The 24,693-nt window shown below is 32.8% G+C and carries 24 protein-coding genes and 1 pseudogene; 19 read left to right on the forward strand and 6 right to left on the reverse strand.

Annotated features, from left to right (window positions below; translation table 11 throughout):
• Positions 1 to 7 precede the first annotated feature (7 nt).
• The 6 genes from ptsP to CIW83_RS11930 all read left to right on the forward strand — a co-directional run bounded on the left by ptsP (position 8) and on the right by CIW83_RS11930 (position 7,887).
• On the forward strand, positions 8 to 1,729 hold the full coding sequence (gene ptsP / locus CIW83_RS11905) for a phosphoenolpyruvate--protein phosphotransferase (RefSeq protein ID WP_094901452.1): 1,722 nt from the start codon (positions 8 to 10) through the stop codon (positions 1,727 to 1,729).
• Between the two features lie 97 nt (positions 1,730 to 1,826).
• Positions 1,827 to 2,498 (forward strand): response regulator transcription factor, encoded by a 672-nt coding sequence (locus CIW83_RS11910; protein WP_369819395.1) that lies wholly within the window; start codon positions 1,827 to 1,829, stop codon positions 2,496 to 2,498.
• Complete coding sequence (locus CIW83_RS11915) at positions 2,482 to 3,972, forward strand: cell wall metabolism sensor histidine kinase WalK (protein ID WP_094901456.1); 1,491 nt, start codon at positions 2,482 to 2,484, stop codon at positions 3,970 to 3,972. Before CIW83_RS11910 ends, CIW83_RS11915 begins: the two co-directional genes overlap by 17 nt.
• 136 nt (positions 3,973 to 4,108) lie before the next feature.
• Positions 4,109 to 4,975 carry an ABC transporter ATP-binding protein gene (locus tag CIW83_RS11920; protein ID WP_094901458.1) on the forward strand — a complete coding sequence of 289 codons (867 nt, stop codon included), beginning with the start codon at positions 4,109 to 4,111 and terminating at the stop codon, positions 4,973 to 4,975.
• Positions 4,972 to 7,050, forward strand: coding sequence for a hypothetical protein (locus CIW83_RS11925; RefSeq protein ID WP_094901460.1), 2,079 nt, complete (start codon positions 4,972 to 4,974; stop codon positions 7,048 to 7,050). The genes CIW83_RS11920 and CIW83_RS11925 overlap by 4 nt, the downstream gene beginning before the upstream one ends.
• A 108-nt stretch (positions 7,051 to 7,158) precedes the next feature.
• Positions 7,159 to 7,887: a hypothetical protein gene (locus CIW83_RS11930; protein ID WP_094901462.1), complete on the forward strand. Its 729-nt coding sequence runs from the start codon at positions 7,159 to 7,161 to the stop codon at positions 7,885 to 7,887.
• A gap of 50 nt (positions 7,888 to 7,937) precedes the next feature.
• On the opposite strand, the pseudogene CIW83_RS24380 reads toward CIW83_RS11930, so the two are convergent.
• A pseudogene (locus CIW83_RS24380) lies at positions 7,938 to 8,129 on the reverse strand (Rdx family protein); the annotation flags it as partial.
• A 310-nt stretch (positions 8,130 to 8,439) separates the two neighbouring features.
• Here CIW83_RS24380 and CIW83_RS11940 point away from each other — a divergent pair.
• A complete protein-coding gene (locus tag CIW83_RS11940; RefSeq protein WP_094901466.1) occupies positions 8,440 to 8,622 on the forward strand; it encodes a hypothetical protein in 183 nt (60 codons plus the stop codon).
• Positions 8,623 to 8,676: 54 nt separating this feature from the next.
• Here CIW83_RS11940 and CIW83_RS11945 read toward each other — a convergent pair whose 3' ends face one another.
• Positions 8,677 to 8,997, reverse strand: coding sequence for a nitrous oxide-stimulated promoter family protein (locus CIW83_RS11945; RefSeq protein WP_094901468.1), 321 nt, complete (start codon positions 8,995 to 8,997; stop codon positions 8,677 to 8,679).
• Between the two features lie 218 nt (positions 8,998 to 9,215).
• Between CIW83_RS11945 and CIW83_RS11950 the strand changes: the two genes are divergently transcribed.
• The 5 genes from CIW83_RS11950 to glmS all read left to right on the forward strand — a co-directional run bounded on the left by CIW83_RS11950 (position 9,216) and on the right by glmS (position 14,560).
• Positions 9,216 to 10,412 (forward strand): ammonia-forming cytochrome c nitrite reductase subunit c552, encoded by a 1,197-nt coding sequence (locus CIW83_RS11950; protein WP_094901470.1) that lies wholly within the window; start codon positions 9,216 to 9,218, stop codon positions 10,410 to 10,412.
• Positions 10,413 to 10,459: 47 nt separating this feature from the next.
• Positions 10,460 to 11,314 (forward strand): cytochrome c biogenesis protein ResB, encoded by an 855-nt coding sequence (locus CIW83_RS11955; RefSeq protein ID WP_094901472.1) that lies wholly within the window; start codon positions 10,460 to 10,462, stop codon positions 11,312 to 11,314.
• Positions 11,315 to 11,325: 11 nt separating this feature from the next.
• Positions 11,326 to 11,757: a cytochrome c biogenesis protein ResB gene (locus CIW83_RS11960; RefSeq protein WP_094901474.1), complete on the forward strand. Its 432-nt coding sequence runs from the start codon at positions 11,326 to 11,328 to the stop codon at positions 11,755 to 11,757.
• A 1-nt stretch (position 11,758) separates the two neighbouring features.
• Entirely contained in the window at positions 11,759 to 12,607 is an 849-nt protein-coding gene (gene ccsB / locus CIW83_RS11965) for a c-type cytochrome biogenesis protein CcsB (RefSeq protein WP_094901476.1), read from the forward strand.
• Between the two features lie 126 nt (positions 12,608 to 12,733).
• Positions 12,734 to 14,560, forward strand: coding sequence for a glutamine--fructose-6-phosphate transaminase (isomerizing) (glmS, locus tag CIW83_RS11970; RefSeq protein WP_094901478.1), 1,827 nt, complete (start codon positions 12,734 to 12,736; stop codon positions 14,558 to 14,560).
• A gap of 249 nt (positions 14,561 to 14,809) precedes the next feature.
• On the opposite strand, the gene CIW83_RS22995 is transcribed toward glmS, so the two are convergent.
• Positions 14,810 to 15,007: a hypothetical protein gene (locus tag CIW83_RS22995; RefSeq protein ID WP_201259844.1), complete on the reverse strand. Its 198-nt coding sequence runs from the start codon at positions 15,005 to 15,007 to the stop codon at positions 14,810 to 14,812.
• Positions 15,008 to 15,475: 468 nt separating this feature from the next.
• Between CIW83_RS22995 and CIW83_RS11980 the strand changes: the two genes are divergently transcribed.
• The 4 genes from CIW83_RS11980 to CIW83_RS11995 all read left to right on the forward strand — a co-directional run bounded on the left by CIW83_RS11980 (position 15,476) and on the right by CIW83_RS11995 (position 18,814).
• Positions 15,476 to 16,069, forward strand: a complete 594-nt coding sequence (locus CIW83_RS11980) for a manganese efflux pump MntP family protein (protein WP_094901480.1) — start codon at positions 15,476 to 15,478, stop codon at positions 16,067 to 16,069.
• A 160-nt stretch (positions 16,070 to 16,229) separates the two neighbouring features.
• Positions 16,230 to 16,601 (forward strand): metalloregulator ArsR/SmtB family transcription factor, encoded by a 372-nt coding sequence (locus CIW83_RS11985; protein ID WP_094901482.1) that lies wholly within the window; start codon positions 16,230 to 16,232, stop codon positions 16,599 to 16,601.
• Between the two features lie 132 nt (positions 16,602 to 16,733).
• A complete protein-coding gene (locus CIW83_RS11990) occupies positions 16,734 to 16,955 on the forward strand; it encodes a cation transporter (RefSeq protein WP_094901484.1) in 222 nt (73 codons plus the stop codon).
• 14 nt (positions 16,956 to 16,969) lie between these two features.
• The gene (locus tag CIW83_RS11995) at positions 16,970 to 18,814 is read left to right on the forward strand and encodes a heavy metal translocating P-type ATPase (RefSeq protein ID WP_094901486.1); all 1,845 of its coding nucleotides are present in this window, start codon (positions 16,970 to 16,972) and stop codon (positions 18,812 to 18,814) included.
• Between the two features lie 138 nt (positions 18,815 to 18,952).
• Here CIW83_RS11995 and CIW83_RS12000 read toward each other — a convergent pair whose 3' ends face one another.
• From CIW83_RS12000 to CIW83_RS12010, 3 genes are all read right to left on the reverse strand, one after another.
• Positions 18,953 to 20,734: a methyl-accepting chemotaxis protein gene (locus CIW83_RS12000; RefSeq protein ID WP_094901488.1), complete on the reverse strand. Its 1,782-nt coding sequence runs from the start codon at positions 20,732 to 20,734 to the stop codon at positions 18,953 to 18,955.
• Positions 20,668 to 21,042, reverse strand: a complete 375-nt coding sequence (locus CIW83_RS12005; protein WP_094901490.1) for a hypothetical protein — start codon at positions 21,040 to 21,042, stop codon at positions 20,668 to 20,670. The genes CIW83_RS12000 and CIW83_RS12005 overlap by 67 nt, the downstream gene beginning before the upstream one ends.
• A 171-nt stretch (positions 21,043 to 21,213) precedes the next feature.
• Positions 21,214 to 22,404, reverse strand: a complete 1,191-nt coding sequence (locus CIW83_RS12010; protein WP_094901492.1) for a coenzyme F420-0:L-glutamate ligase — start codon at positions 22,402 to 22,404, stop codon at positions 21,214 to 21,216.
• Positions 22,405 to 22,516: 112 nt separating this feature from the next.
• Between CIW83_RS12010 and CIW83_RS12015 the strand changes: the two genes are divergently transcribed.
• The 3 genes from CIW83_RS12015 to CIW83_RS12025 all read left to right on the forward strand — a co-directional run bounded on the left by CIW83_RS12015 (position 22,517) and on the right by CIW83_RS12025 (position 24,689).
• On the forward strand, positions 22,517 to 23,398 hold the full coding sequence (locus CIW83_RS12015; protein ID WP_094901494.1) for a LysR family transcriptional regulator: 882 nt from the start codon (positions 22,517 to 22,519) through the stop codon (positions 23,396 to 23,398).
• A gap of 71 nt (positions 23,399 to 23,469) precedes the next feature.
• On the forward strand, positions 23,470 to 23,862 hold the full coding sequence (locus tag CIW83_RS12020; RefSeq protein WP_094901496.1) for a hypothetical protein: 393 nt from the start codon (positions 23,470 to 23,472) through the stop codon (positions 23,860 to 23,862).
• A gap of 35 nt (positions 23,863 to 23,897) precedes the next feature.
• Entirely contained in the window at positions 23,898 to 24,689 is a 792-nt protein-coding gene (locus tag CIW83_RS12025) for a DnaJ domain-containing protein (RefSeq protein WP_094901498.1), read from the forward strand.
• Positions 24,690 to 24,693 lie beyond the last annotated feature (4 nt).

The following is a 24,693-nucleotide window of genomic DNA, read 5'->3' on the forward strand; positions in this document are numbered from 1 at the left end:
GATCTTTGTGAAAGGTTTAGGAACTTCAGTAGGCATTGGCATAGGAAAGGTTCTAATATATAAAGAGCCTGAGATAAAGATTTCTAAAAATAGTATTTTTGATAGTGAGCAAGAAATAGAAAGATTAAATCAATCTATCCATAAAGCTATAATAGAGATAGATAATATATACAATATAACCTTAGAGAAAGTAGGGGGGCCAGAAGCAGAAATATTTGCTGCTCACAAGATGATATTAGAAGATCCAGAATATATTAGTGCTATAAAAGAGAAAATATTAACTGATAATGTAAATAGCGAATGGGCAGTTAGGGAAATAACTAATTCTTATATTTCACTTTTTCAAGAGATGGAGGATGAATATCTAAGGGCAAGGGCTGTTGATATAAAGGATGTATCCGATAGGGTTCTAAGGATATTATTAAATATAGAAACTAAGGATTTATCCCTAATAAATAGGGAAACCATAATTGTTGCTAGAGATTTGACTCCGTCAGATACAGCTCAAATAAACAAAGATATGGTAGTTGGAATTGTGACAGAAGTAGGTGGCCGCACATCCCATACATCAATAATGGCAAGAACTATGAATATTCCTGCAATATGCGGAGTAAAAGATATTACTGATATAGTAAAAGAAGATGATTTAATGATTATCAATGGTTCAACTGGAGACATTATCGTAAATCCCACTGTAAATGAAGTTATATTATATAGGAAAGAAAAGGAGGACCTAGAGAAGCTGAGAAAAGAATTGGAAAAATTAAAAGGACAAGAATCCATATCTAAAGACGGATATAAGGTAGAACTAGCTGGAAATATAGGAACTTTACAGGATATAGATAAGGTAATAGAGAATGATGGTGAGGGAGTAGGACTCTACAGAACGGAGTTTCTTTATATGTATAATGATAAGCTTCCCACAGAGGAGGAACAGTTTGAAGCTTATAAAATAGTTGCAGAAAGACTAAAAGGAAAGCCCTTAGTCATTAGAACTTTGGATGTGGGGGGGGATAAGGATATTCCTTATTTAAATATTCCAAAAGAAATGAATCCATTTTTAGGATATAGAGCAATAAGATTTTGCTTAGATAATGAGGGAATATTCATTACTCAAATAAGAGCTATTTTAAGGGCAAGTGCATATGGAAATGTAAAGATAATGTTTCCTATGATTTCAAATATAGAGGAATTAAGAGAAAGTAAATTGATAGTTGAGGGAGTTAAAGAAGAGCTAAGGAAAGAGAATATTGAGTTCAACCAAAATATAGAAATAGGAATTATGGTTGAGATTCCTGCCGTAGCAATACATTCAAGGCAATTTGCTAAAGAAGTTGATTTCTTCAGTATAGGAACAAACGATTTGATTCAATATACCTTGGCAGTGGATAGGGGAAATCAAAAGATATCTAATCTATATAATCAATTTCATCCAGCCATATTGTCCTTAATAAAAATGACTATAGATAATGGACATAAAGAAGGTATCTGGGTAGGAATGTGCGGCGAGGTTGCAGGTGATGAAAAGCTTATACCTATACTTTTAGCAATGGGGTTAGATGAATTTAGTATGAGTGCTTCATCTATATTGAAGGCTAGACATTTAATCAGGAATACCTCGAAAAAAGAGATCGAAGAAAAATTAGACTATATACTAGACCTGCCTACGGCAGATGAGGTGGAGAAGTATATTGATGAAAATATAATATCTAATGATTTAGATATATAGAAAAGCTAAGAGGAATCTTAGCTTTTTTGCTTATAAAAAAGTTTTTCAACTTCATACAAAGTACAAATAGAAATGCTATACTGTTTTATATGAGGTGGTGGATTTGAAACGTATTTTAATCGTAGAAGACGATGGTGATATACAAGAATTGCTACAAAATTTTTTGGAGGCAGCGAATTATATTGTTACTTTAGCCAGTGATGGTGTGGAGGCTATTTCCAGATTCCATGAAAAGAAGTATGATCTCGTTCTATTAGATGTACTGCTGCCTAAAATTGACGGATACAGTATATGCGAATTGATCCGTAAAGAAAGTACGGTACCTATTATTATGGTAACAGCCTTAGATAGTGAAGCAAATCAGATTAAGGGCTTTGATCTGGAAATAGACGACTATGTCACAAAACCTTTTTCTATGGAGATTTTATTACGCAAGATTTCAGTAGTGCTGCGGCGTACAGCTGCTAAGCCCAGATGTAATCAAATTTCTTATCAGGGACTTATATTGGATATTGATGGATACCAGATCTGTATGAATGGGAAGATAATTGACCTGACCTTACGGGAGTTTGAACTGCTTCGGGAGCTTTTGATCCATCAAGGTAAGGTACTTACCAGACAAATGCTATTAAATCGTCTATGGGAATATGACTTTTACGGGGATGAGCGTGTGGTGGATACACATATTAAAAATCTGAGGAAAAAGCTTGGCGTTGATTATATCGAGACCATAAGAGGGGTGGGTTATCGTATTGATAAAGAAAATTAGAAGTAGCTTAACGATAAAAATATTTCTTATGACTAGTTTACTATTAGCTCTTGCATGTGTATTTACATATTCTTTTATTGCATGGTTTATGCCTCTTACTTATACTTCAGATTTGAGTATCCAACTAGATAGGAAACTACAGAAACTAGTGAATGAACTAAAGAATACCGATCTTCAAAACTGTGAAGATATTTTTGAGCGATTTATCATGGAAGTTGGTTCTAATGTTGGAATAAATTTTGAGATATTGGATGCACAAGGCAATTCCATAGATATTCCCATTAATCGCGAGACTTCTTATATACACAATGGTGTTTTTATTGGAGTAATGATTACTGAGTCGGAATCAACGATTACTGAATCGGAGTCCATAAGCAATATGACTGTAACATCCATAGGAGATAGTATGTCTATGACAACTAACAAAGAATATCCTTTTACCTTCGTTGATTCAGATGATCAGTATGTGCTAGTGGTATCGAGTGTTCTACAGGGTGTCAATCAAGCAGTAGAAGCACTGGAGAGGATTCTCCTGTGGCTGATTGTAACAATCCTGTGTATCTCCTTTCTCGGCTCTTTATTCTATTCTAGATATGTGACTCGTCCCATTATAAAACTTAGCGGTATTTCTAAAAGGATGTCAAATTTGGAATTTGACTGGCATTGTAAAGATAATCGTAAGGATGAAATCGGTGTATTGGCACACAGTCTCAATGAATTATCACGGCGTTTGTCAAATGCTTTAAGGGAATTGCAGCAAGCGAATATAGAGCTGAAAAGTGATATTGATAGGGAGCGAGAGTTAGAGCGTAAACGAATGGAATTTTTCTCAGCAGTTTCCCATGAACTAAAAACCCCTATAACGGTTATTAAGGGACAGATTGAGGGAATGCTGCTGCATGTAGGGGTTTATAAGGATAGGGACAAATATCTCTCCCGAGCATTAACTGTAGCAGGAACAATGGAGGAATTAGTTCAAGAGATACTAACAATTTCACGCATGGAAACCTATGAATTCTCTTTACATAAGGAGGAGTTAGATTTCTCTAAGCTTGTGCATAAACAGATTTTAGAGCACGCAGAACTTCTAGAAAAGAAGAACCTTATACTCAAAACAGAAATTGATGAATATATCCCAATTGTTGCCGATTTTGCTATGATTAATAAAGTGCTTGTAAATCTTATCTCCAATGCGGCATACTATTCACCTGAAAACCAATTAATTCGTATTAAGGCTAAGGCTGAGGAATCTGGTATGTTATTCATCATTGAGAACACTGGTATTCATATTCCACAGGAGGTATTGCCACGGTTGTTTGAGGCCTTTTATCGTGTAGAACAATCACGTAATCGTCAGAGTGGGGGTAGCGGCTTGGGATTATATATTGTAAAAATGATTCTAGAGCAACATGGAGCAGACTATAAAATTGAAAACACAGCCGATGGAGTGCAATTTACTTTTAAACTGAAATAAATAACGTTTGGGAACATTTTGCTTCCTAGACGTTGTTTTTTTAGACTTCATACAAACTACATATTAACAACAAAGAAACCTCAAACTGTTTTGTTATCCTGTTCTTGTATATAAAACAAGAAAGGATGATATATCTATGAAGATTTCTGTTCAAAATCTGAATATGACTTATCCAACAGGGAAAAAGGCGTTGCAGGATGTTTCCCTTGAAATGCAAAGTCCTAATTTCATTGGTTTACTAGGCCCTAATGGTGCAGGAAAATCCACTCTGATGAAGTTATTGGTTGCGGGACTACTGCCTACTACAGGAGAAATACGGTTGGATGATGTACCACTGGTTAAAAATGAAAAAAAACTCAAGGCTGCTTTAGGGTATCTTCCTCAGAAATTTGGATTATATGACGAGTTGACTGTCTGGCAGTTCCTTGATTATATGTCAGCCTTGAAGGGGATTAAAGAGAGCAAGGCTGAAATAGAAAGAGTCATTCGGGAGACCAATCTTACTGAAAAGCGAAAGGCACGGATAAATACATTATCTGGTGGCCAACGTCAGCGTGTTGGAATTGCACAAGCGCTTTTAGGCAGTCCTCAGTTTCTGATATTTGACGAACCAACGGTAGGGCTTGATCCAGAGGAGCGTATTAATTTTCGTAACCTTTTTTCTAAGAATGCACAGGATAAAATAGTGCTGCTTTCCACACATATTATTGAGGATGTCCAGTCCGTCTGCAATCGGCTCATTGTTATGAATCATGGAAGAATATTGTTTGATGGACGATCTGAGGAATTAATTCGGTCAGCATATGGACATGTAGGAGTGTACAATAAAGAAATTCAGGAAAATGAAGAACATGGATTTAAAGTGACTGCTCGTATGACTACTGCCAATGGTATATCTTGTCGAATTGTTGCGGGGGTATTGCCTGATTTTGCACATCCGACGGAACCAAACTTAGAAGATGCATACATATATTTGATTGAAAATGGGGAGGAGGGACGATGAATTTTTTATCCTATTTTCGAGTGGAAGTAAATCGTATCTTCCGTTCGAAAACTACATGGTTCATTATAGCTCTTTCTGTTCTTGTACCCCTTGGTGGATATAATCTGTCTGGACCTGTTCCGCCATTGACTACTGCTTCACGATTTATTGCTAATCCGGTATTAATAGGGGCTTTAGGTGGCGCGATATTGTTTGCTTTGTTGACCCTATTTGAATTGAATAGAGTACATAAAAATCTTACTGCAGAATTGACTGATACAATAGTCTCTCCCCATATATTAAATATTGCACGATTATTTGGGGTAATTGTATCAGCAACAGTTACTGTCTTAGTGGCTACAATTGTGCATTTACCTTATACTGTATTGAAAATGGGTGATATTTTTAATTTGAAGATATATTTGAACAGTTATTTTATTTTAATGTTGCCTTCACTTTGGATTTCTATTCTAGCTATAGCAGCATTTTATCAGATTATCCATCGAACTGACCTTAGCTTTGTATTATTCATTGTATTTTTCCTACTTAGCACTAGTCGATGGTTTGCCGATGATTACATTCTTCGTTGGGTAAATCCGTTAGTTCCTATTTTATCAGATGATTTCAGTAATGCCCAGGTATTTCGTATGGCATCCTACAACCGCCTGTTTTGGTTCTCAATCCTGATTGGCATATGGCTTCTATCCATGTTATGTGTTCGAAGATATGGCAAAGGACTACTTGGCTCTTTGATTCGTAATGGACGTAGAATTTATATTCCTTTGCTATCTGTAACTTTGATTATAGGTGGATATTATATGTATGTAAATCAGCCTTATGTAGACCACAGTCCACTAGATTGGCAGAATATAGATACTTCTTTAAATATAAATGAAGAGTTTACAAAGTTAGCTCTAAAGGATACAAGCATCGATATTAACTTCAACACAAAGAGAGGGACACTATCTGGAACTGCGATTTACCATATTCAAAATGAAAATACTGTTTCCCCAAAATGTCGCTTGGGGATTAATCCAGGATATACCATTAAGCAAATCACGGCCAATGGGGAAGAGGTGGCCTTTTCTGATTTGAATAATGACACCAATAACTTTAAATATGTTATCTTTGAATTACCTCCTGAAAAGGATATAGAGCTATCTATAGATTATGGGGGAATGCATCAGATATGGTCGGTGGTGGTGTCTACATTTGGAGGGTCACATATTGGTGACAATTATATTGATCTGGGTGGAAAGGACTTAGCCCCTATATTAGAAATTCCATCATCAGAAGAAGGAGGTCAGATTACAGGACGGTTTACAATTCCCGAGAATCTGAATTTGATAGCAACTGGCGATACAGTAAAGCTATTATCGGAAAATGATGATGGAACCAAGACTTGGCTTGCTCATGATACTGGTAGTCGATTAAATATTTTTGCAGGTGATTATGTGAAGTTGGAAATAGATGGTGGTAATATGCCAGTTGAGTTTTATTATAGTAGTAAGCATCAAAAAGTTATGGAAAAGATGGATGCACAAAATATAATGGAGCATACAATTGCCTATTGCACTGACCATTATGGTCCATTACTTTTTGCCACACCTGGATATCCATTCAAAATTATACAAAGTTCGGCTTTCTTATTTGGGGGAGGTGCAATCAAAAATTGTAGTTTCATGGGCGAAATCTATTTCAGTGATGAGAATTTGAATAACAAGCAACATGGTGCATCCAGTGGTGAAGTGTTATCCCATGAGATTGCTCATCAATGGTGGGGATTGAGTGCACAGTCTATGGATATGGAAAATCTAGACTGGACTGATGAGGGGGTTACTGTTTACACTACTTACAGAATTGCAAAAGAAAAATTTGGTGCTGAATATGCACAAAAAAATTATGTAGAAGTTTGGAAACAAGAAGTAAAGGATCAAAAAAATAACTTTTATAATAGACATCCTGAATATCTGGACATCCTTCCGGAAAAATATGCTGCTAGACTATATTCCAGTAATACAGGCACAAATATGTATAGTGTCATGCCACTTACAATCTATAAAGCCGCTGAGTTGGTGGGGGAGAGGAGAGAATAGATGAAATTTTGGCAGAATTGTATCAAAATGGTGGTACAGAAATGCCTCCCTATATCACTTACAATGATTTTTTAGAAGCCTGTGGACTAAGAAAGGAGGAGTTAATCATTGACTAAGTTATTCAAATATGAACTTCGTCGCTTGCTTGTAAATAAATTTTTTCTAGGTCTACTAGTAATAGTTGCTTTATATAGCAAGCATTTATTAGAAACTGTAGTTATCCTAGGTGTTTCCAATACAGCACCCTTTTCGGGATGGAGTTATGGCATGTTTCTTGCGAAAATTTTACCTATTTTGCTGATTGCTTTGCTTTTCTTCGTTTCATTTCTTTATTCAAACCAAGAACAGGGAATGAGCACCTTAAGAAATGCAACCCCTATTAATCTAAGTGTATTACTATTACTTCGTTGCAGTGCAATGATCATAGGATTTCTGCTGATTGCTGCCATACCAATTGGATTTAGTTTGTGGTTTTATGCCAATAATTTTCATTTCACTAACTTTGGTGTCTTTATATTACCTATATTGATTACATTATTACCTTCAATGTTGTTCATCCTTGGATTAGGTATTATTGCTGGACGATTGCATCCTACACTTCTATATGCATTGATGCCTCTTATGTTATTGTTCAGTTATTTACCAATGCCTCGTATCATTGATCTGTTTGGCAGCAATTTTTTTCAGGATTTTCCTCTAACACTACCCCTTGGAGCAGATGGTGAGGTTGCATTTGTTGTACCCGTAGTAGTATGGATTGGGAAGATAGTTTATTCAATGACTGGTATAGTATTGACAATTTTAGGGTTGATTCATTTTACAAAAAGTGACTATTGACCTAACAGCATATGAGATAGAGCTACTGGATTTCCAGTAGCTCTATAAAATTAAGATAAATTTTCTCTAATTAATGCTTCAACTTCATTATCATTTGGAAAACGATTTGATTCTTTTTTAGAAAAAATAAGCTTATCATCAAGTTTTACTTCAAAGACACCTCCAGAAGATGGAATTATATTTACCGTCTCTAAGGAATTTTTATGTTCATTTAATATATTCTGTGTTAGAGCAACTGCTCTTCCTAGATAACCTCAAGAAGTACAGTATTCAATACTTATTAAATTTTTCATAAAATCACCTCTGCTATTATAATAATCTATACTTACCCAATTAAGTATAAAGAATACAAATAATTAGTGAAAAAAGAATTTAAGAATTTCGAAAAGTTTCTTGAAAATCATGGATAGATATAAATTTTCAATAATTTTAAAATAATTATTTACAGAAAATTGCAATATGATTCTTTATAAGATATATTCAGATTAGAGCTTTAGCTAGAGAATTTTAATAAGCTTAAAAAAGGTGATTTTAATAAGAAATATAAATTTAATGAATCTCTATGAAATATTTTTTGGTTATAGTATGGTTGTAGATGAAGATAAAATAGTTGATATAGGTATGGAAGGCAATATAGAAATAGAAAATATAGATTTGGTCATTGATGGAAAAGGAAATTTTTTAGCATCTGGTTTTGTTGATATTCATAATCATGGGAATATGGAAGTCCTGTAGGGACTGGTAAAACTAAGTCTTGCTATCATATAATAACTATACTGCATAATAGTACTAATGAAATAATTTGCTATATATTAGGTGTTTTATTGTAATAATGGGATTGTGATAGAGCATCCTAGGACCAGAGAATCTCATCACTGCTTTTATTTTCTCCTTATAGTCTTCTCTATAGCAGCTTGTATCACAGAAACTACAGAAGGTTTTTGATTGCGTATGTGGACAATTGTCAACTCTAGAATAGGAATAAAGAATTAAATCTTCACATTCTGAGCATAATTCATTTTCAGAGTTATGCTTTTTCTTACAGTAAATATATATCATTTTCCTAACAATATTTTTTTCAAATTCCTTTTTATTTCCCATTTTTTCCATATGGTTTCTCCTATTATATTTATAATTTGATGTATAATTCAATTATATATAAAAACAAAAAAATATCAAAGTGAAATGAGATAAAAAGGCAAAAATGGAGAACTTTATTGACATAAAATGGATAAAATTATATAATTAAAATTAAATATTAACAATCTTTTGCAACATTTTAGTGAAGGTGTAGAGAAGAAAACCAAGCTAAGAGAAAGGAGACTGTTATGAAGAAGAAAAGGTTATTGCTAATTGGCTTATTAGTCTTATTATTTTCTACTGGATGCCAGAAGAAAGAGGGTATCATTAGGGCGGAAGAGTGGCAAGATAAGTATCCAGAAATATATGCGTCCTATATGAGAAATGAAGAAATGGAAGAGACTACTTTTGGTGGCTCAGTACCTATTGATTACTTAGAAAAGTATCCAGACCTTAAAGTATTTTATGATGGTTATGGTTTTAGCAAAGAGTACTTAAGAGCAAGAGGACATTCATACGCTTTAGAGGATGTTATGAATACTGCAAGACCAAAAGCAGGTGCTAGTTGTCTGAGTTGTAAGACATCTGATTTCATTGAGGTTTTAGAGAGAGATGGAGTAGAAGTTAACAAGTTGAATTTTGAGGAATTTGTTGCGGAAAATCCACAAATGTCTACTATTAGCTGTTACGATTGTCACAAGAATGAGCCTGGTGTAGTTAATTTAACGAGAAGTCATTTAACAGATGCATTGAATCATATTGATGAGGAAATTAATTCTAAAACTTTAGCTTGTGCTCAGTGCCATGTTGAGTATTACATGGATGCAGAAACTAAGAAAGTAATTTTACCTTGGGAAAAGGGTACAGATACTGATAGTATGCTAGCTTACTATGAAGAAAACAACGTAACTGATTGGGTTCATCCTACTACTGGTGCAGATCTTTTAAAGGCTCAACATCCAGAGTTTGAGACTTTTAATGGAAGTATTCACTACAATATGGGATTATCTTGTGCAGACTGTCATATGCCTGAGATTGAAGAAAAAGGTGATGACTTATTGAGATCTCATCAATGGACAAGTCCGCTTAAATCAGAGAAAGGTCTAAATAAATCTTGTATATCATGTCATGGTGGGACTACAGATGACCTTATAGCTAAAGTAGAAGATGTTCAAAGGGGAGTATACGATAAGCAAGAGAAAGTAAGTGCTGAGCTTCTAGACTTTATTGAAAGGTTGACAGCAGCCATTGAAGATGGAGTTTTAAGTGAAGATGATTTAACGCATCTAAGAGATATTCATAGAAGAGCACAATTTAAGTGGGACTTTGTATTCGTTGAAAATGGAGAAGGATTCCACAATTCAGTTAGAGCCCATGAAGACTTAGATGGTGCTAGGTCCTTGATACAAGAAGGGATTAAGATATTAGAAAAATATGATAGATAAATAAACAGGGCTGAAAAGGCCCTGTTTTAAAATCATAGGAGGTAGACATGAAGGAAAATAAGGATAGATTTTTAGTTAAATTGTGGAGAAATCTTCATTCTATGAAATTAGGTATAATCCTTCTTATGATAATAGGTCTTCTTTCTATAATTGGAACTGTAATACCTCAAGAAAATCCCTTGAAGTACTATGAAACTAATTATAGCCAGATTGTATATGAGATTATAAAGGCCTTTAGCTTATATAAAGTCTATGATTCTTGGTGGTTTATCGCTTTAATATCTGTTTTAGCCTTAAATTTAATTTTATGCAGTATCAAAAGGTTTAAGCAGGTATTTAATTTAGTTACAAACAAAATAGATTTTGACTTGGAATTAAATAAGTTAAAAGATATCCAGAAGATTTCCTTAGAGAAAGATGAAATAGGCAAGATTTTTAATGAAATGAAGTATAAGTCTATTAAAGAAAAGGATTTTGAAAATGGGAAGCTCTATTATGGAGATAAGAACAGTATAGGGTATTTAGGATCTTGGTTGACACATTTTGGGATTTTGGTAATTATAGTGTTCTTTACCTATGGTAAGCTTTATGGATTTGAGGCTTATGTTCACGGAGTTCCAGGAACTACAGTAGAAGTACCAGGTACGCAGCATTTTATAAATATAAAGGATTTTAATGTATCTTTTAGAGATGATTTTACTGTAGAGCAGTATGTTTCGGATATTGAGGTTTTAAAGAATGGACATGTAATAGATGTGGGACAAGTATTGGTGAATCATCCCTTTAGAACTAATGACTTAAACGTTTATCAGAATTCTACTGGATGGGCCGTAGATGCTACTCTTTATAAGAATGGAGAAGAGTATAGACATAAAACTATATATCAAGGAGATTTTTTATAGAAGATGATCAGATGATTGCTTTACAGTTTGTAAACTTTTATCCTGATTTAGATGAAACCACTACCACTACATTAAGGAATAAGTCTCCCCTACCAAATCATCCTGTTATGCTTTATGCATTGTTTTACAATGGTCATAGGGTGGATATGAATTTACTTCATATGAATGAAGAAGTTGGTTTTCAAGAGTATAGTTTTATTGTAGATAATCCTCAGATGTTTACATTACTTCAAATAGTATATGATCCTGGTGTGGCTGGAGCCTTTGTCGGTGGAGCTTTCTTATTAACAGGAATATTCTTAGCCTTTTATGTAAATCCAAAAAAACTTAGGATATATGTAGATAACAGTGGTCAAGTAATGATATACGGAAAAAGTTACAAACATAACGGTGAGTATCTAGAAGAATTAAATAAAGTGATAGATACTATAAGGAGGAATTAATATGGATTTTTTAAGGATTGAGAGCACATTGTTTTATGGAGCGATAGGCCTATATTTAGCCTCTATGATTATGTATTTTATTTTTTTCGTAAGTAAAACCGAAAAAGCAGGAAATATTGGAAGTTTTATTATTAAAATTGGATTTGGTCTGCATACTTTAGCTTTGATATCTAGAGGTATTGGAGCAGGTAGAGTTCCATTGACAAATCAATATGAATTTGCCACTAGCTTTGCTTGGGGAATAGCTCTATGTTTTATAATATTTGAAAATAAATATAGCTTTAGAGCAATGGGAACCTTTGTAGTGCCAATAATATTTTTAATTATTGGTTATGCTGCAATGCAAAACAAAGATGTAAGACCCCTTATGCCAGCTTTACAAAGTAAGTGGCTAGCTATTCATGTATCCCTTGCAATATTAAGCTATGGTTCCTTTGGAGTTGCAGCAGGGGTGTCTTGTATGTATTTATTGAGAAATAAGTTTTCAAAGGATGATTTTATTTCCAAACATGTTCCTTCTTTGGATAAATTAGATGCTCTTAGTTATAGAGCCATATCCCTAGGATTTCTTTTATTGACTTTAGTTATAATCACTGGTGCCATATGGGCAGAAAGTGCTTGGGGAAGATATTGGGCTTGGGATCCAAAGGAAACGTGGTCTTTGATTACATGGATAATATATGCTATTTATTTGCATATGAGAATATCTAAGGGTTGGAAAGGAAAAAAAGCTGCTATTTTTAGCGTAATAGGATTTATATGTGTATTATTTACTTATATTGGTGTAAATACACTGATACCAAGCATCCATTCCTATGCATTAGTAGGAGACTCCACATTATGTATCTAATGTGGAGTTTTTGATATAATAAAAAGAAATTAGATTATAAATAAGTACAGATGTGAGAATAAAAAATTATACAAATAAAACAAAAAGTGATATAATATTTGCACACTAAATTAGGAGGCTAAGAATATGTGTGGAATAGTAGGATATGTTGGAAATAAGAATGCTCAAGAAGTCATATTACAAGGATTGGAAAAACTAGAATATAGAGGATACGATTCATCAGGTATTGCAGTAAATGGAAATGAACATATAGAGTATAAAAAGCTAAAAGGAAGACTTTCTGTATTAGAAAATTATTTAAAAGAGAAACCATTAGTAGGTAATGTTGGAATAGGTCATACAAGATGGGCGACTCATGGAGCACCGTCTGATGTAAACTCCCATCCTCATTTAAATGAACAAGAAACCATAGCAGTGGTGCACAATGGAATAATAGAAAATTATAGTGTACTTAAAGAAGAACTAATAAAAAAAGGATATAAATTTAAATCACAGACAGATACGGAAGTAGTTGTACATCTATTAGACAGTCTTTATGATGGAGATTTACTTAGCACAGTATTTAAAGCTACAGAAAGACTTAGAGGGGCTTATGCTCTAGGAGTTATTTCTTCAGATAACCCAGATGAACTTGTTGCAGTTAGAAAAGAAAGTCCTTTAGTAGTAGGAGTGGGAAATGATGAAAGTTTCATAGCATCAGATATTCCAGCACTGCTTAAATATACTAAAGATGTATATTTCCTAGAGAATGGAGAGATTGTTCATTTAACTAAAGACAAGGTAAAAATCTATGATAAAGATAAAAATGAAGTTGAAAGAGAAATATTTACAGTGGATTGGGATATTGAAGCCGCTTCAAAGGGTGGATATGATCATTTCATGCTTAAAGAAATCTATGAGCAACCAAAGGCTATTAGAGAAACCTTATTAAGAAGACTTGATGATAATGGCAGAATAGTTTTAGATGATATTAATGTAACAAAAGAGGATCTAGATAAAATCTCCAAGATTTATATTGTAGCCTGTGGTACAGCTTATCATGCAGGATTAGTAGGAAGATATGCTATAGAAAGATTTGCCAAAATTCCTGTAGAACCTGATGTTGCATCAGAGTTTAGATATAGAGAACCATTTATTGATGAGAATACATTGCTTATTGCAGTCAGTCAATCTGGAGAAACGGCAGATACCCTTGCAGCTATAAGAGAAGCCAAGAGTAAAGGGGCAAGAATCCTTTCAATCACCAATGTAGTGGGATCATCTGTGGCTAGGGAATCAGACGATGTATTTTATACATGGGCAGGACCAGAGATTGCAGTAGCTTCAACAAAGGCATATACTACACAGTTAGTGGCTTTATACATGGTTGCACTTCATATGGCAAATATCAAGAAGAGCATTTCAGAAGATTATTATTTTGAAATCATTGAAAAAATGAAGGCATTGCCAGATAAGGTAGAAGAAATTTTTCAAAAGTCAGATGAAATTAAGAAAATAGCAGGAATTATTAAGGATAAAAACAGTGCATTTTATATAGGCAGAGGTCTTGATTATCAAACTTCTATGGAGGGAGCCTTGAAGCTGAAGGAAATTTCATATATCCATACAGAGGCTTTTGCAGCAGGAGAGTTAAAGCATGGAACCATAGCCTTAATTGAGAAGGAAACTCCTGTAATTGCCGTAGCTAGTCAAGACTATTTATATGAAAAAATGGTTTCAAATATACAAGAGGTAAAGGCTAGAGGAGCATATACTATTGCCATAGTAAAAGAAGGATTAGATGAGAGCTTAAACCATGCTGACGAGACAATTTATATTCCAGAAGTAGATAATATATTAGCACCAGTGTTAACAGTTGTACCTACTCAACTTCTTGCTTATTATACATCGGTTATAAAAGGTAATGATGTAGATAAGCCTAGAAATTTAGCCAAGTCAGTTACAGTGGAGTAAGGTAAAGTGACAATAATATTGTAGAATTTGAAATGAGCATTAGGAACAGGAAATTTATAATCTTAAACTGTTTCTGGTGCTCTATTTTTGTTAAGGGATATATTTCTAGTCTAATTTTTATTCTAAAATAACAATGATTTAATATGTTTTTAGCAGTATTTCTGGAATTAGGCTTCATAGCCAAAAAGTGTAATTTGGTTTTTGCCTGTCATGCAGATTTTAATTTCTACAGCATCTAATTGTATTACATTACCTAAGCTTAGTCCTGTATGAACTCCAACAAAGGATGTCTGTAGGGTATTGATTACTTCCCAAGGATTTGATACTCTCTGTTATATCATGTTCAATAGGATTTGTTAAATAATCAAGAGTTCCTATTAGTGAAAGATTTATTTGCTGTAATTCAATCCAATTTGCCGTAGGATTAGGTCGCCAATAAAGTACCATTGAGCTGACGCCTACTGCAACAGTTAGATTGAGACTACAGTAGAATTTAAAGAGGCTAGGTTTCCATTAGTAAGCCCTATTGTGCTATTGACATTAAGTCTATAAGGTCAATAGAAGTGTTGCTTTGCCATTATATGTTTACTTTATATGAATAGGGCAATAGTAAAGTTCCGCTTTAATATTACACATCAAGAACTTGATCTAAATAAGGTGCAAAAAAGGCTTTCTTATAATGTTTCAATAGAATCCTTTTTTATGATTTGAATATAATGTTGACACTACGAACATTGTTCTATATACTTATTAATGAGATAAGGGAGTAGTTAGCACAATAAGAATTGTGTAATAAAGTCAACACACTGATAAAATTTATCTGGCTTTATTTTAAATAATGAGACTTGTCTGCGGAGAAAACTGCAGATAGGTCTTTTTTTATTAGAAAAATTAAAGGATAAAGGAGAACAGAATATGAGTTTATTTGAATTGTTTATTATTGCAGTTGGGTTATCAATGGATGCATTTGCAGTGGCAATTTGTAAAGGGTTGTCTATGGGTAAGATTAGTATTAAAAAAGCTGGAATAGTAGGATTATATTTTGGAACCTTCCAAGGGGGAATGCCTTTGATAGGATATTTTTTAGGAGTAAGGTTTCATGATAAAATTACATCTATGGACCATTGGATAGCATTTATATTGCTTGCATTTATTGGTTTAAACATGATTCGAGAATCAAGAAATTGTGAATGTGAGAATGAAGATGACTCTATACATAATAAGAGTATGAATGATTCACTTAGCTTCAAAAACATGTCTGTTTTAGCAATTGCAACAAGTATTGATGCTTTAGCAATAGGAGTTACCTTCGCATTTCTTAAGGTAAATATTACTCCAGCAGTTTCATTTATTGGAATCGTTACTTTTATATTATCAATGATTGGCGTTAAGATAGGGAATGCATTCGGAAATAAATGTAAATCAAAAGCAGAGCTTATGGGTGGATTGATTTTAATATTTATGGGCTTTAAAATTTTGCTTAGTCATATAGGAATAATTAATTTTTAAGTTAGAATTACATATTTATATATAAAAAAATGAATATGAATATTTGAACAAATACTCATATGACTATTGACATTTAAGAAGTATGATAATATAATAAATATATAATACATGAATGATTGCACAATTGTTCAAGTGAAATATCTTAAAAAGAGGTGATAATATGACTAAAAATTTTAATTCAGTTGAAAAATGTGATTGCAATGTAATTCATGAGGATGTTGTAAATCAAGTTAAAGATAAAATGCCAGAAGAAGAAAATCTTTATGATCTAGCAGAATTATTTAAGGTATTTGGAGATTCAACACGAATTAAGATCCTATGGGCTTTAAATGAAGCTGAGATGTGTGTTTGTGATATTGCTGCCTTGTTGAATATGACCCAATCGGCAATTTCTCATCAGCTAAGAGTCTTAAGGCAAGCTACCTTAGTGAAAAATAGAAAAGAAGGAAAAGTAGTGTATTATTCTTTAGATGATGAACACGTAAAACATATATTTGATCAAGGCTTGATTCACATAAATGAGAAGAAATAAGCAGCATAAAGAAATATTTTTTTGTACTTAATATGAATAAGTATTCATATATTCATATAAATACTTAATGATTTAACAAAATATCAAAGTCATAGAGTAAATAAAATAATAATATTTAAGGGGGAAGTAATAATGAAAAAGAAATTTATACTTGAAGGTTTAGATTGTGCACATTGTGCCTCAAAGATGGAAACGGCAATTGGTAAACTTGATGGTGTTAAGGAAACTAGTGTCAATTTCATGACTAAAAAACTTATTATTGATGGAGAAGATGAAAAGATATCTTCAATTGTACAAGAAGCAGAAAAAATCATTAACGATTTAGAACCAGATGTTGTTATGAAAAAGGCATAAGGAGCTGAGTAGTCATGAAAAAGCGTCTTTGGCGGATAATCATTGGTGCAGTAGTTTTTGTTGCAGCAGTGGCTATTGATTTAAAGGTTGAATGGTTGCAGATTGCTTTGTTTATAATTAGTTATATCATTGTAGGTGGAGATATAGTTAAAAAAGCTATTAGGAATATTTCCAGAGGTAAAGTTTTTGACGAAAACTTTTTAATGAGTATCGCTACGATTGGTGCATTTCTAATTGGTGAATATCCAGAAGGCGTTGCAGTTATGTTATTCTATCAAGTGGGTGAGCTGTTTCAAAGCTATGCCGTTGATAAGTCGAGAAGGTCAATTTCAAATCTTATGGACATTCGACCAGATTATGCAAATCTAAAGAAGGGTGACGATATTGTCAAAGTTGATCCTGATGAAGTTAAAGTCGGGGATATTATTGTAATTAAGGCTGGAGAAAAAGTTCCATTGGATGGTAAGATCATTGAAGGAAGTTCAATGTTAGATACTATAGCCTTAACAGGAGAATCTGTTCCTCGGGAAGCAGGGGTAGGAAGTGACATCCTAAGTGGGTGCATTAACATAAACGGAGTTATTACAGTAGAGGTTGCTAAGGAATTTGAAGAATCTACTGTAAGTAAGATTCTTGATTTAGTTGAAAATGCAAGTAGTAAGAAATCCAATTCAGAACAATTTATTACTAAGTTTGCTAGATATTATACACCAGTTGTTGTAATCATCGCTGCTATTCTAGCTATTGTACCGCCTCTTATTATAGCAGAAGCAACCTTTAGTGATTGGATATATAGAGCATTATCATTCCTTGTAGTATCTTGCCCTTGTGCTTTAGTTATTTCAATTCCTTTGAGCTTCTTTGGAGGAATAGGAGGGGCTTCAAGAAAGGGAGTTTTAGTTAAAGGTAGTAATTATTTAGAAGCATTAGCAAAAACTGAAATTGTTGTTTTTGATAAAACTGGAACTTTAACAAAGGGTGTATTTAATGTACAGGAGATTCATTCTGAAGGAGTGTCAAAAGAAGAATTATTGGAATTAACTGCATATGCAGAAAGTTATTCCAACCATCCAATTTCTCTCTCATTAAAAAATGCTTATGGAAAAGAAATAGATAATGGACGTATTACAGATGTGGAAGAAATATCAGGTCATGGAATTATTGCAACAGTTGATGGAAATAAGGTTATAGCAGGAAACATCAAACTCATGAAAAAGATGAAAATTTCTTATTTTGAGGGAGAAGTCATTGGTACAGTAGTTCATGTTGCAATTAATGACAAATATGCAGGGTATATTGTAATTGCAGATGAATTAAAGAAAGATTCAGCCCAAGCAATCAAAGTATTGAAGGAAGCTGATATTAAGAAGACTGTTATGCTGACTGGTGATAATAAACATATTGCTTCAAAGGTTGCTAAAGAGTTAGGTATTGATAAAGTTTATGCAGAATTATTGCCAGCTGATAAAGTTGAAAAACTAGAAGAGTTATTTTCTCAGAAGTCCAACAAAGGTAAGCTTGCTTTTGTTGGTGATGGAATAAACGATGCACCAGTATTAGCTCGTGCAGATATTGGAATAGCAATGGGAGGATTAGGCTCTGATGCGGCTATTGAGGCTGCTGATGTTGTAATTATGACTGATGAACCATCAAAGATTTCTACTGCAATGAAAATTTCTAAAAAGACATTAAAAATTGCATATCAAAATATAGCATTTGCAATTGGAATAAAGGTAATAGTTCTTATTCTCAGTGCCCTTGGTATAACTACTATGTGGGCAGCTATATTTGCAGATGTAGGAGTAACTATTATCGCCATATTAAATGCATTTAGAGCGCTGAATGTAAAAAATCTATAAATAATTGCTGAGATGTTGTATAAGAAAAACTCTTTATGTTTAATATTAAACGTAAAGAGTTTTGTTATATATGATGTAAAATGTCAGGAGAGGTCAGATGAAAACGGTGCTGTCACCTTCTTTGAAGTATCTCTATTTTTAATTATCTGCTAATTTTATCTTATTAGCTAGATTTTTTAGACTTTCTGCTAGCTCTGCTAAGGAATCCGTTGAACTAGTTATTTCTCCCATTGAAGACATCTGTTCTTCTGTAACCGTTGAAACACCGTTAATCTCCTTAGTAACTTCATTGGTAATTGTTTCTGCCCTAATCATGGAATTCATAGCATTATGAAGATTATCTTCAACACTGGCTATGGCCACAGTACTTTCATTAATTTCTTCAACTACACTATCAATTGTAGTTGCTATTTCATCAAAAACTATTTTAGTTTCATTTACTTTAATAACACCTTTATTAATTTCGCAATCACTATACTCCATGTTCTGGTTTGCAAAATCAATTATATCTTGGTTGTTTTTAATTAATTTATTGATTTGATTAGTAGAGGACTTTGTTTGATCTGCTAGAAGTCGAATTTCTTCAGCTACAACAGCGAAGCCTCTTCCATATTCACCAGCTCGAGCTGCCTCTATTGCTGCATTTAAGGCTAGTAAATTAGTTTTCTCTGCTACTTCTTCTATAACTAAAAGTATCTCATCCATTTCTCTGGAACTAATATTAATATTTTCAAGGGAGTGTCTTACTTTTTGTGAGCTATCCTTAATATTTGCCATTTGGACAATGACTTCCTCAATTGATGCTTTACCTTTATTTGCATTAGAATGAGACTTCTTACTAAGACTTTCCACATCTTTTATTTGCTTCAATACAAAATTAAAACTATGGTTTACATTCTTCATTTCATTAGATACATCAATTATTTCATGTAATTGAATATTAGCCTTAGAAGTTATACTATTTGCCGCCTCAGCAACTGAATTTGATGAGGCATATGATTCCTGTGTGATAGCAGCCAATCTCATAGATGAAGAAGATAATGAATGGGATGAAGTCTGAATCTCATGGGCAAAGGATTTAATGCTATTTATTACCGACTGGATTGATTTGGCCATTATACCAATCTCATCTTCCCTGTTTATAATCTTTTTATCTATGGAAAAACTTAGGTCTAATTCAGCCAAACTTGTAGTTTGACTGCTGATATTGACTATTCTCTTAGATAGATTTTTAGATATAAAATATGACAATACTATACCAAATATAAGTGCTAATATAACTATGGCAGGCAGAGAAGTATTTAATCTATTTAGTCCAGAGAGAATTTCCTTTTCAGTAATATGAACTAAGACAGTCCAGCCTTTCGATGGAACTGGAGCATAACCTATATATACTTTCTCACCATTTTGTTTATACCAATCTATTCCAACATTTTTCTCCTTAATTTCTTGTAGTATATTATTTATTTGTTTTTCTGAGCCTCTATCAACTTTGCCAATTAAGTCTCTGAAATTTATCTTAGCAGATTCATTTTCTCTATTTATAGTTAAAGTTGGGTGAGATATCACATCTATATTTTCATCTATTATATAAGCATAACCTGTTTCACCAATATGAATATCCTGAGCGATTTCATAGAATTCCTCTGCATCTTTATATGCTACGATTACTCCTATTACCTTTCTATCATGCTTTAAGGGGGCGGCCATAGCTATATCTACTTGTCTAGACTCTTCTCTATAGAAAGGTGCAGAGAAAGATGGTAGACCTAGATTAGCCTGTTTAAAAAACCAAAGATCACTAATATCTACTACTTTATTATTGTCCAGCCTAAGATAACCATCAGTAGTGGCTATACCAATATTTGATAAATTAAGTCTCTTTTTTCCATCTGAAGATGGTCTAGTTTTTCTTCCCATGAATTATCTACATTACTTAGAAGTTCTAAGGAACCTAAGGAGCTGATTGAAATTAAGTAATTTTTGATTCTCTCATCTACTATAAGACCTGAATCATGGGCCTTATTAAGAAGTAATTCCTTCGATGTATTTATAAGTGAATCCTTTGCAATTATGTATGCAGTCAAACTAACTGTTCCAGATAATAATACAATGATTAATACAACTGTAAGTAATAACGCGGTACCTATACTCCTAAATCTAAATAGTTTATTAAGCCAACTATTTATGTTTTTAAATATAGATTTTATTAGATTAAGGGCTTTCAACTATACCATCTCCTTAGTATGACTATATTAACAATTATTTTATAGATTGATTTTAACACTCGGATGTTAAAGCCATGTTAATTTTTACCAAGATAATATTAAGTCTATGTAAATTTTAGGAGATAGAGATACAAAAAACTACTAATCTAAATAGATTAGCAGTTTTTTAAGCTATTTTATATAATTATCAAAATATCCTTGAATATAAATTATAGGTGTCCCCTTATCTCCGCTACCAGAAGTTAAGTCTGAAAGAGAACCTATTAAATCAGTAAGTCTTCTAGGAGTAGTTCCTTGAGATGCCATATTTCCGACAAGAGAAGATTCTTTGTTTTCAATATATTTAGAGATAGCCTTCTTTAACTCTTCTCCTCTTAAGTCAGCAAAATCATTATCAGCTAAGTATTTTAGTTTTACTTCTGAAGGAGTCCCTTCTAGACCTGATGTATATCCGGGAGAAACTACTGGATCAGCTAATTCCCAAATCTTGCCTACAGGATCTTTAAAAGCACCATCTCCATAGACCATAACTTCAACGGTTTTACCTGTTTTTTCTTTAATCAACTCTTGAATATTATCTACAATTGGTTGACAATCTCTAGGAAATAATTTTATTTTATCCTCTGTTGATTTATTTGAGCCAAGTAAACCATATTTTTCATTATATCCACTACCATCTATGGAATAGTTAAGAATATCATCAAGACCATAGATTTTTTCTCCGCCATTTTCTTTTAATAATCTCTTTGTTCTAAATCTAGTATGGATATCACATGCAATTACATTTTTTGTATAATCTAAAATAGTTTTTGGATTATTTGAAAATATTATTTCGCAGTCAACATCATATTCGGCTATTATTGACTTATAATATTCTATATAATCTACACCAGTAAAGGGGTGTAAAGTATATCCAAAGTACTCTCTAAATTCTTTTTCACTTAATACATCTGTCCAAGGATTTACTCCCTTTATATCAAGTACATCCATATCTACTAGATGGTTACCTACTTCATCAGAAGGATAACTTAACATTAAAATTATCTTTTTTGCTCCTTTAGCAATACCTCTTAATATAATGGCAAAACGGTTACGACTTAAGATTGGAAACACTAGACCAATGGTTTCATCACCAAATTTTTCTTTAACATCCTTAGCAATAGTATCCACATTAGCATAATTACCTTGAGCGCGGGCAACTATAGATTCTGTTATGGTAATTATATCTCTATCATGGACTGTAAAGCCTTCAACTTCAGAAGCCTTTATAACACAATCAACTACCATATCTGCAATGCTGTCACCTTCTTTAATAATAGGGGCTCTCAAACCTCTAACAACGGTTCCTACTACTCTTTCCATTTACATCGCTCCTTTAATATCATCTTATTGGATATCTTACACTTTTAATATATAATATATTATGGTATAAGTAAAATAGATATATAGTATAATAGATATAAGGGGTGGTTATATGTCTATTAGGTTAGAACTTTATAAAATATTTGATAAGGTAGCAAGATGTCAAAGTTTTTCCAAGGCTGCTAAGGAATTATACATGACGCAGCCTGCCGTAAGCCAAGCTATAATGCAACTAGAAGATGAACTGAAAATTAGACTTTTTACCCGTACACCGAGAGGAGTAATACTTACAAATGAGGGAAAAATGCTGTTTGAATATACTAATTCTGCAATTAGTTTATTAGACACAGGTGAAAAAAAGATAAAGGAGTCTAGAGATTTAAAAGAGGGAGAGTTAAAAATTGGAGTTAGTGATACAATTTCTAGATATTATTTATTGCCATATCTAGAAAAGTTTCATAAATCATATCCTAATATTAAGTTGAAAATAATTAACCGTACTACAGAAGAACTTTGTAATTTGATAAAATCAGGTGAAATAGATATTGGAATATGTAATCTACCAGTAAAGGATAACTCGTTAGATATAAGAAAGTGTAAGGATATACAAGATATTTTTGTATTTGGTGAGAAATATAAAGATATGATTCCAAAGACCATTACTTATGAAGAGTTATTAAACTATCCTCTAATATTTTTAGATAATAGATCAAGGTCAAGACAGTATGTAGAAGGCTATCTATTTTCCAAGGGAATAAAAGTAATTCCAGAAATTGAACTAGGTTCTCATGATTTACTTCTAGAATTTGCTAAAATAGGATTAGGACTGGCTTGTGTAGTTAGAGAATTTTCAGAGGATTATCTATATGGAGGGTGTCTCTATGAGGTTAATCTTTTAGAAGATATTCCTAAAAGGGGTATTGGAATTTGTTCGTTAAAAGGAGTTTCTCTATCCCCTTCATCAGAAAAGTTTGTAGAGTATTTAGTGAAATAAGTTTAGATATGTTGCAAAGTTAATGTATTAATAGTAAAATATTAACAAAATATAAACTAGGAGAAATGCATATGAATTGGTTAAATAAGCTTATGAATGGAAGATATGGTGGAGATCAGCTTTCAATCGTATTAATACTACTGTCTTTGTTATTGACTTTATCTGGTAGATTAGCTAATATTCCTTTAATTTCATTTATTGGTTATGTGCCTTTGGGCATAAGTATTTTTAGAATGTTTTCAAAGGATATTTCTAAGCGTAGAATGGAAAATTATAAGTTTGCAATTTTTATGAGTCCTGTTTATTCCCGGTTTAAAAATATTGAAAGTCGTTTCAAAGACAGGAAAACTCATAAATACCTTAAATGTCCGAGTTGTAATTCAAGGTTAAGACTTCCAAAGGGAAAAGGAAAGTTAGTTGTTACTTGTCCAAAATGTAAGGAAAAATTTGAAAAAAGAACATAACAGGATTAAATTAATAAAGAGGAGCAGGGCGCTAAATGAATATATTTAACAAGATATGGGGTAAAACTTTATATGGCATTGCTAGTGTTACTTCTGTAATATTTGATGTTTTCATTGGTATTGTAGAATTTATAGTAGGGCTTGTAATAAATATTGGGAGAGGATTTCTTGCTCTTATATCAATGGGTGGCTGTTTATTGATTATGGTATTAGGGCCAGCGCTATTATTTAATCCCATAACATTTTTTACTATACTTTTTCTAGTTATATTTCCAATATTAGGAACAAAGTTTGTATCCTATTTAAAATACATAAGGTATATGATAACTGAGTTTCTATTTGATCATGCTGACAACTTAATAAATGGACGAAAAGCTGAATTTGGATCATTTAATGAGTATGGAAATAAGTACAAGAGGATGGAAGAAGAAAAAAGAAGAAAAGAGCAGCAACGACGACAGGCGGAAGAACAGAGACAATGGGAAGAAAGATTCAGACAATGGAGTGAGTACCAAAATTCTCAAAGAGGAAATAATTACGGTGGATATGGGAGCTACGGTGGAAACTATCAAAATATGGGTTATGGAAATACCTATGTAAATCCAAATATTGAATTCAAAAATAAATACGAAAAGAGTTGTGATTTGCTAGGTGTTGGATATGAATCAGATAAGTATCAAATAAAATTAGCATATAGAAAAAAAGCAAAGGAGTATCATCCGGATTTAAACAAATCCCCAGATGCAACAACAATGTTTCAACAAATAAACAATGCATATGAGTTTTTGAATGATGATAATATAGAAAGATATAAGAGTATCAGATAGTAAA

It is taken from the genome of Tissierella sp. P1 (assembly GCF_002266425.1).
GTDB lineage: Bacteria > Bacillota > Clostridia > Tissierellales > Tissierellaceae > Tissierella > Tissierella carlieri.